General features: G+C 65.1%; 6 protein-coding genes and 2 pseudogenes. 5 read left to right on the top strand and 3 right to left on the bottom strand.

Going from position 1 to position 8,235, the window contains the following annotated elements; all coding sequences use genetic code 11:
- The first annotated feature begins 56 nt into the window (after positions 1-56).
- The 3 genes and pseudogenes from tnpC to ABLE93_RS26440 all read left to right on the top strand — a co-directional run bounded on the left by tnpC (position 57) and on the right by ABLE93_RS26440 (position 2,857).
- Positions 57-1,590: pseudogene (tnpC, locus tag ABLE93_RS26450) on the top strand (IS66 family transposase).
- Between the two features lie 247 nt (positions 1,591-1,837).
- Positions 1,838-2,593, top strand: a pseudogene (locus ABLE93_RS26445) (IS5 family transposase).
- Positions 2,594-2,638: 45 nt separating this feature from the next.
- Positions 2,639-2,857 carry a hypothetical protein gene (locus tag ABLE93_RS26440; protein WP_348842654.1) on the top strand — a complete coding sequence of 73 codons (219 nt, stop codon included), beginning with the start codon at positions 2,639-2,641 and terminating at the stop codon, positions 2,855-2,857.
- Between the two features lie 45 nt (positions 2,858-2,902).
- Here the strand turns inward: ABLE93_RS26440 and ABLE93_RS26435 are convergent, their stop codons facing one another.
- Positions 2,903-4,369 (bottom strand): undecaprenyl-phosphate glucose phosphotransferase, encoded by a 1,467-nt coding sequence (locus ABLE93_RS26435; protein ID WP_348842653.1) that lies wholly within the window; start codon positions 4,367-4,369, stop codon positions 2,903-2,905.
- A gap of 699 nt (positions 4,370-5,068) precedes the next feature.
- Here ABLE93_RS26435 and ABLE93_RS26430 point away from each other — a divergent pair.
- Positions 5,069-5,605 carry a cytochrome c gene (locus ABLE93_RS26430; RefSeq protein WP_348842652.1) on the top strand — a complete coding sequence of 179 codons (537 nt, stop codon included), beginning with the start codon at positions 5,069-5,071 and terminating at the stop codon, positions 5,603-5,605.
- A gap of 903 nt (positions 5,606-6,508) precedes the next feature.
- Here the strand turns inward: ABLE93_RS26430 and ABLE93_RS26425 are convergent.
- Positions 6,509-6,976, bottom strand: a complete 468-nt coding sequence (locus ABLE93_RS26425; RefSeq protein ID WP_348842651.1) for a cytochrome b/b6 domain-containing protein — start codon at positions 6,974-6,976, stop codon at positions 6,509-6,511.
- A gap of 299 nt (positions 6,977-7,275) precedes the next feature.
- Between ABLE93_RS26425 and ABLE93_RS26420 the strand changes: the two genes are divergently transcribed.
- Positions 7,276-7,695, top strand: a complete 420-nt coding sequence (locus ABLE93_RS26420) for an EamA family transporter (protein ID WP_348842655.1) — start codon at positions 7,276-7,278, stop codon at positions 7,693-7,695.
- Between the two features lie 355 nt (positions 7,696-8,050).
- Here ABLE93_RS26420 and ABLE93_RS26415 read toward each other — a convergent pair.
- On the bottom strand, positions 8,051-8,235 hold a 185-nt coding region (locus ABLE93_RS26415), incomplete at its 5' end, for a hypothetical protein (RefSeq protein ID WP_348842650.1).

Genomic DNA, 8,235 nt, shown 5'->3' with positions numbered 1-8,235 from the left:
TCGCCGCCAGTTGAAGAGGCTCGCAGAGGCCTGGCGAATATGATTCACTCCTGGTCATGGCTTCGCTCTCCACCGAGCTTCCCCACGATCCCGAGACGCTCCAGGCGATGCTGATCGCGCGGGATGCCGAGATCGAGCGCCTGCGCCAGATCATCAAGGAGCTGCAGAGGCACCGCTTCGGACGGCGGGCGGAGAGCCTCCCCGAGGACCAGCTGCTGCTGGCGTTGGAAGAGGCCGAACAGATCGAGGCCGCCGGCTTCGCTGCGTCCGAGGCGCAGGTGCCAGCCGAGAAGGCCGAGCGGGTCGCCAAACGCCGTGCGAACCGCGGAGCGCTGCCCGCCCATCTGCCGCGGATCGAGACCGTGGTCGATATCGAGAGCGACATCTGCCCGTGCTGTTCCGGCAAGCTGCACCGCATCGGCGAGGATGTGGCCGAGCGGCTCGACATGGTGCCGGCCCAGTTCCGCGTCCTGGTGGTGCGTCGGCCGAAATATGCCTGCCGCTCCTGCGCGGACGTTGTGGTGCAGGCCCCGGCGCCGGCACGGCTGATCGAGGGCGGCCTGCCGACCGAGGCGACCGTCGCCCATGTGCTCGTCTCGAAATATGCCGACCATCTGCCCCTGTATCGCCAGGCCCAGATCTATGGGCGCCAGGGCATCACGCTCGACCGCTCGACGCTGGCGGACTGGGTGGGACGCGCGGCCTTCCTACTGCGGCCGGTCCACGAGCGGCTGCTGGCGGTGTTGAGGACCTCGCCCAAGCTGTTCGCCGACGAAACCACCGCGCCGGTGCTGGATCCCGGCCGCGGCCGGACCAAGACCGGGCAGCTCTTCGCCTATGCCCGAGATGACCGGCTCTGGGGCGGCGCCGATCCGCCCGCCGTCGCTTATGTCTATGCCCCCGACCGCAAGGGCGAGCGGCCCGTCGCCCACCTCGACGGCTTCAGCGGCATCCTGCAGGTCGATGGCTATGGGCGGCTACAGGGCGCTGGCCGGACGCAACGCCGTGAGCCTGGCGTTCTGCTGGGCGCATGTTCGGCGCCGCTTCTACGAGCTCGCCCAGGCCGGCCCCGCGCCGATCGCCAGTGAAGCCCTGCAACGCATCGCCGAGCTCTATCGCGTCGAGGCTGCGATCCGGTGCCGTACCCCGGATGAGCGCCGGACCGCGCGCCAGGAGAAGAGCAGGCCGATCATCAACGCCCTCGAGCCATGGCTGCGCGCGAAGCTGGCGTTGATCAGCCAGAAGACCAAGCTCGCCGAGGCGATCCGCTACGCGCTCTCGCGCTGGGAGGGCCTCACCTTGTTCCTCGACGACGGCCGCGTCGAGCTGGACAACAATATCGTCGAGCGCTCCATCCGCCCTCTGGCTCTGACCCGGAAGAATGCGCTCTTCGCCGGCTCCGATGGGGGTGCCGAGCACTGGGCCGTCATCGCTTCGCTCGTCGAGACCTGCAAGCTCAACGGCATCGATCCCGAGGCCTACCTCGCGGACGTCATCACCCGCATCGTCAACGGCCACCCCAACAGCCGCATCGACGACCTCATGCCATGGGCCTATCCCGCACAGCCCGCCCTCAGCAACGTGGCCTGAAGACGACGCTTACAGATAGGGCAGGCCGGTCCCGGCGCCTAGGCGTCCGATGTCCGATTTCCTGACGTTCGAAGATCAGCTCCGCTGGCCGAAGGCACCGGTTCCCGTTCGGATATCCCCTTGCCCCGCATCCCGACCCTTCGTGCAATTCGCCGAGCGTCCATCGTCGTCGTCCTAGGGCGTGGCCCCATAAGTTTGCGTGTCCGGGCGTGCCGTGATTCAAGCTCCCGAACTGGGAGCCTGAGAGATGCGCCGTCACGAACTGAGCGACGGGGAATGCGCGATCATCGCACTCCTGCTGCCGAACAAGGTGCGGGGCGTGGCGCGGGTGGACGATCGCCGGGTGATCAATGGCATCCTGTGGAGGTTCCGGACCGGCGCGCCGTGGCGGGATGTGCCGGAGCGTTATGGTCCGCGTACAACCCTCTACAACCGTTTCGTTCGCTGGCGGGCCTCGGGGGTCTGGGACCGGCTGCTGGAAGCGGTCTCTGCCGCCTATGACGGCGACATCGTGATGATCGACAGTTCCAGCGTTCGCGTTCACCAGCACGGCGCCGCCATCAAAAAGGGGGCGATGACGATCGTTGCATGGGACGCTGCCGGGGTGGACTGACCACCAAGATCCACGCTTTGGTCGATGCTGAAGGCCGGCCGATCCACCTCCTGCTCACCGCCGGGCAGGCCGGCGACGCGCCGGCTGGGCGCGAACTGTTGGCGCGGCTCGCACCGGGCGGCATCCTGCTCGCTGACAAGGCCTATGACACCGACGCCTCCGAGCCGAGACGGCGGAGCGCGGCGGATTTGCCAATGTGCCGCCCCGCACCATCCGCAAGCGGACCTTTGCCTTCAGTCCGTGGCTCTACCGCCAAAGGAACCTTGTCGAGCGCTTTTCAACCGCATCAAGCAGATGCGGGGCCTCGCCAGCCGCTACGACCGGCGCCCGGACAACTTCCTCGCAGCGCTCAAGCTCGCCGCCGTTCGTATCTGGATCAATGCATTATGAGTCCCCTGCCCAGCGACCCGATATTCCGGCGCGGTGGATCGGGCGTTGATCCATCTCTTCGGCAGCGGCTCGGCCGCCTTCGTGGCGGAATTGCGCTTTCCGCCCGGCTGCATGGTCAGCCTCGAGAATAGCCCGCCGCACACCCTCGCCCTCGCTGATGTCCTCTGGCTCAGCGATCACGTCCGGCGCACCTACGCGCCGTATTTCATCTTCGGCGACGATAGAGCGAGGCCGGCGGCGTTTCCCTGGACTTCTCCTGGCTGAACCGTCACGGCGAGCCGGTCATCTTGTAATTACAGGGGAGATTTGTCAGTAGGCCTCTTTGCGAAGAACTTCTATAAATGTTCTCAAGACGATCTTTAGATCGAGCCATACGGACCAATTATTAATATACCAAAGGTCCATCTCGATCCGCCGCTCCATCAGCTCTAACTCCCGCGTTTCGCCCCGCAAGCCCTGGACCTGAGCCCAGCCGGTAATGCCCGGCTTAACGTGGTGACGGAAGGCATAGCCGGCGATAAGCTTGGAATACTCGTCGTCGTGGGCGATGGCATGGGGGCGGGGGCCGACGATGGACATCTGCCCGAATAGGACATTGAGCACCTGTGGGAGTTCGTCGAGGCTGGAGGCCCGCAGGAATCTTCCGACGCGGGTGACGCGCCTGTCGTTGCGCTGGGCCTGCACCACCTTGCCGCCATCCTCCATGACCGTCATCGAGCGGAACTTGTAGATGGTGAATTCGCGGCCGCCAAAGCCGTTGCGTCGCTGGCGGAAGATCACCGGCCCGCGGCTGTCGAGCTTGATGCAGGCGGCGATGATCGCAAACAGCGGCAGCAGCAGCATGATCGCGACGCTGGCGATCGCGATGTCGAGCACCCGCTTCTGCGCCAGCTCCAACCGTGACAGGGGCGCGCGCTGCACCTCGATCGCGATGGACGACCCGAAGTCGACGCGGGGTGCGTCCAGCAGCTCGTTGACAGCCTCATCCGGCAGAAGCTTGACGGGCAGAGGAACGGACCGGAGCCTCGCCCGGACCGCGTCGAGCCGCTCGATGTCGCTCCAGGGCATGGCGAGGATGATCTCCTCGATCCGGTTCTGGCGGGCGAACTGCAGCGCGTTCTTGAGGGAATCGATGTCCTCCGGGGTGAGCCCGCCGCTGGCTCCTGCAGAGCCCCGGGCCGAGAGGCTGAAGCGCCGGACTTCGTCGAGGCCCAGGCGAACGAGGACGTGGTTGGGCACCACCTTGTCGAGTTCATCAAGATCGCCGATCAGGAGGGAAGGTCTGCCGCGCACGGCGCCGGTCTCGATCGCGCGGCGAAGCCACATGCCGAGCGCCCATCGGGACACGGGGATCGTGACGAAGCCGAGAACGGCGAACAGGCCCGTGGCGAGGCGCGACGTGTTGTCGCCCACCTTGAGGCAGAAGATGACCGTTGCCACCACCAGGATCGCAAAGATCCAGTTAATCACCGCAGCCCGGGCCTCCTCCACCACGCGCACCATCCGCCAGGGCTTGTACAGGCCCTGGGAGGTAGCGATGAGGACGAACGCCACAGCCGCCAGAACGCCGATGCCCAGCGGCTGGGTGAACTCAAAGCTGGCGGTCTCCTGTCCCGTGGACAGGAACGCAACGATCACGCTCAGCGCAAGGATCAACGCCACGTCCATGAGGACGAACAGTGGCGTCATGGACGAATAATCAAGCGAGCCGCGCACGCCGGCGCCCCGCACCTCAGACACGCGCTCGTTTCGGATGTTCTCGGTGGACAGCGACATTCGCCCCTCGATATCCGGTAGTTCGATACCGTAACGATTACGATTACGACTTCGTCAAAATACCACTCTCCGGAAGGATCGACAAGCCAGTACTATATATTTTAACGGAAATAAACAAATGTAATATAACCGTAGAAAATCAATCTTCAGAACATTAGTTCAATTATGACTTCCCGAGTTGCGCTCATGTCGCCCATGGTTGAGAGGTGAAGGCTTGGTGTATTGGGTAGCGCTAAAAAATAAGCTCGGATGATGTGGTAAGGCTGGAGCTTCCTTTGCTATGAAGGGGCCGCAAAATTCAAGAACGCCCATCATAGAGGCATTGCTGCATTGCGAAAGAGCTGGCCCTGGGCAGCGCTCGCGAATAAAGGAACGGCACGCCGCGTCAGGGGAGGTAGCATATAGCGCCTAGCGGCGCGCGATGCGCACGAAGGGGCACGCATCGGGATGGGTCTTCCCAGGATATGACATTTGGGTGGGCAGGCTCCGCCCATGTCCCGGTCATCCCTGTCTCTGCTCCGCCGGGGTATGTCAGCTTATCGCTGCGCGGCTAACGGACGCGGAACGTCTCGCGGAAGAGTGACTGCGTCTCTCTCTAATCGCCCGCCGGTATGGCTGTAGTAGAAGAGCAGCAATGCTGCCATGGAGTTAGAAGAATGTTGCGTCGCTAAGTTGCCGGGCGGTTCGCTTGTTCGGGTCATGGGCATCGTGAGCGTCGTCGGTGCCACGTCGCCGGTCGTCGCGGAGGGCGTGATCAGCCAGCGCAAGGCGGTGATGAAGCGCCTCGAGGACCAGACCGAGATCGGCGCCGCCATGCTCAAGGGCCATATGCCCTACGACCCGGCCAAGGCCGCGGCGATCTTCGCGGCCTATAGGGATGAGCTGGCGGGCTATGCGGGGCTCTTCCCGGCCGGATCGGACCGGGGCGACACGAACGCCGCTCCGGCCGTCTGGAGCGATCGGGCCGGGTACGAGGCCGCAATCCCCGCCGTCAATACGGCCGTGGTCGACAATGCCGCGAAAGCCGGAACGGCCGACGGATTCAAGATGGCGCTCGTCGCTGGGCCAATTCCTGCCGCTCCTGCCACCAGAGCCACAAGGTGCGCTGATGCGGAGCTCTGCGGCTTGCATCGGCCGGAGAGCCTATCGACAAGGCGACGCCGGCTTTGTAGGGAAAGAGGCCATTCTGCGGGCAGGGGCCGATCGGCTTCTCTCCCACCCAGCAAGCCGGCATGAACGATCCCGACTACACGCTCGCCCTGCTGCAATCGGTGAATTGGCGTTCCAGTGGACCGCGGCCGTGGCGCTGCGGCACCCGGTCGTTGTGGCGTTCTATGTGGCCGGCGGCGCGGTAGTCGGGCTGCTTGGGGCCAGGCGTCGCGGCTCGCCGGCCTGGGCTCTCTCCCTCTACTTTCTGGCGACGGTTGCGCTGGCGCTTCTCGGTCACGGCGACGTTCTGCGCGGCCCATCGGCTCTGGATGCGGCAACGCTGGGGCTGGGCTGGGGCCGCATACTCGGCTACGTTGCGGATACCGTCCTGCCTTTGCGGCGATCTCGACTGGGCTGGTCCCGGTTTTGCTGATCGGCCTCCTTCTCGCTGGCGGGGCCCGCGCACGCTGAGCACCGGGCTGGATATCCTTTTCACGCTGGCGATCATAGTGGTCGCCTCCCGGCCCGCGTTCCGTCTGACGTCGCGCGTGCTGGGCGACCCGATTCCCTGGAAACAGGCGTGGCGGCTCGGCCACGGGAACACGCTTCAGCTGATTTTCGGCCCGATCCTCGTCTCACTGCCGCTCGCCATCGTCCAGACCCTCGCCGGCTGGGCTTTTGCCGGCCATGCTCTCGGACCTGATCGATGGCGCTCTCATCCCGTTCCAGACCATCCTCATCTGCGCCTTCCTGTCGGGGGCCTTTGGCCAGCTTAGCCGGATCAACCCGAAGCATGACGTGAAAGACCTCGGGAGTCCTCGCCTCGGCAGCGTGGACGTCAGCCCAGGCGCGACAGGCCGAAGACGATGCCGGCCGCCACCGCGGCGACGGCGCCGGCCCGCCACAGGGGCGCGAGCGGCGGCGGGGTCAGGCCCCGGGGGGAAGCCTCTTCCAACCGTGATCATCGGCGGGATAGGTCCTGGCGCAGCATCAGCGCAAAGAGCAGCACCGCCGCGATATGGATGCCGATGGGGTCAGCAGCAGGTTGATGACGACCGCATGGACGGCGCTGAACCTGTCGCTCCATGCCGGCCCGACCAGTCCGGCCAGCGGCCCCTGCTCGAACAGGCCATCGTTGGCGAACAGTCCGCTGGCCGCCTGCAGCAACAGGACCAGCAGGAGAGCAACCATCAGGCCTCCCGCGGCATTGTGGCCGGGCGCCCGGCGGGCGATCTCCGCAAGGTGCGCGAGGGCGGTGCGCGGACCCCGGATCAAAGCGGCAAACCGCGCTGTCCGGTTGCCCGCGATGCCCCAGCCCCGGCGGAACAGCACGAGGGCTAAAACCGCGTAGTCGCTGTAGAAATGCGAGTCGATCCGCCCCGTACGGGCGGTGACATAGGATGTCGCGACCCGAACCACGATGCTCCAATGAAACAGGCGGGGCGGCGCGTCCCACACCTTCGCCCACTCACCTTGCCCCCACTGCCCGCGGGGGGGGCCGTGCATCGGGCGGCCGGTCAGAGCTTGCCTCATCCATTGCGAACTCCATTCTCGATCGTCTACCTATACTACCCGTCAACGCGTCTGGGAGGGGCCGCACCCCCGCCGCGCATGGGATCGGTGGCAGTCTTCGACCGGCCGCTTAGCGCGTGCAGCGTGAATTGCCTGGAGTTGGGTGCGACATTCCCTCGCCTTCTGCGCAGGGCTCCTTTTAGCCTTGCGCATGCCGCACGGCCTCGCGCCAGGCTAGCGGAAAGATCTCGTCTCGACCGGCCCCCATAGATGAATGTGCGGGCATCGGCCTGCAAATCTCCGCAACCTTCTTCTTCGCCATCATGTCCACGATGGTGCGCGTCGTGGCCGATCAGGTTCTGAGCGGCGAGATCGTGTTCGCCCGCAGCTTCTCCCGCAGCTTCTTCGGCGGAGTTCCTCTGGTTGTCTGGTTGCTGTGGAGCGGCCGGATGACGAGCGACTTCCGGACCCGCCAGCCGGCCGGCCATGTGATACGGGGCCTCGTCGGCGTCAACGCCATGTGGCTCACGTTCGGTGCCCTCGCCTTCATCCCCCTCGACGAGGCCGTGGCCCTGTCCTACGCAACGCCACTCGTCGCGGTGATTCTCGCTGGCTTTGTTCTCGACGCCAGGGAATCGCGGGCGGCGTGGGCCAGATCTGCGTGACGGAAGCGATCCGCTGCGCTCCGGCGTCCATCGTTGCGCCGTTCAATTATGCAACCCTGCTAATGGGCGACGCTGTTCGGCGTCGTGGCGCGGGGAGAATGGCCCCATGGCATGATGCTTTTTGACGCCTTGATCGTGGTTGCGGCTGGTAGGGGTTTGGTGTTGCGCGAGCGCCCCGCCCGCGCCGATGCAAGAGTGCGGCACGCGGGGGAAAATCCGAAGTCGACGGCGGCACTGCAGTTTGGAAACCTGCCTGCATGCGTGGAGATTTCCCCGGAACCTTCGGAAGTTGCCGATCCAGCAGGCAAGAGGGCAATAACCCGTTAGGGAAGGCGGGTGACGTTGCCCCTCATGTCTAATCCAGCTTGAAGTTCGTTCTGGCCCGACTTGAGGACCAGGACATGAAGCGCAGGCGTTTTTCAGAAGAGATGGGGTATTCGGTCCTGATCTCTTGAGCCGTTTGCGGCGTTCCGCGGCGAAGAGGACGATCGGGGCCTGAACCCAGCGCCGGGAGGTCCCCATGGTGTACGTCGGCCTTGA

This window comes from Xanthobacter pollutisoli (genome assembly GCF_040044995.1).
In the GTDB taxonomy this organism is placed as follows: domain Bacteria; phylum Pseudomonadota; class Alphaproteobacteria; order Rhizobiales; family Xanthobacteraceae; genus Xanthobacter.
This window is presented reverse-complemented; position numbering and strand designations above follow the sequence as displayed.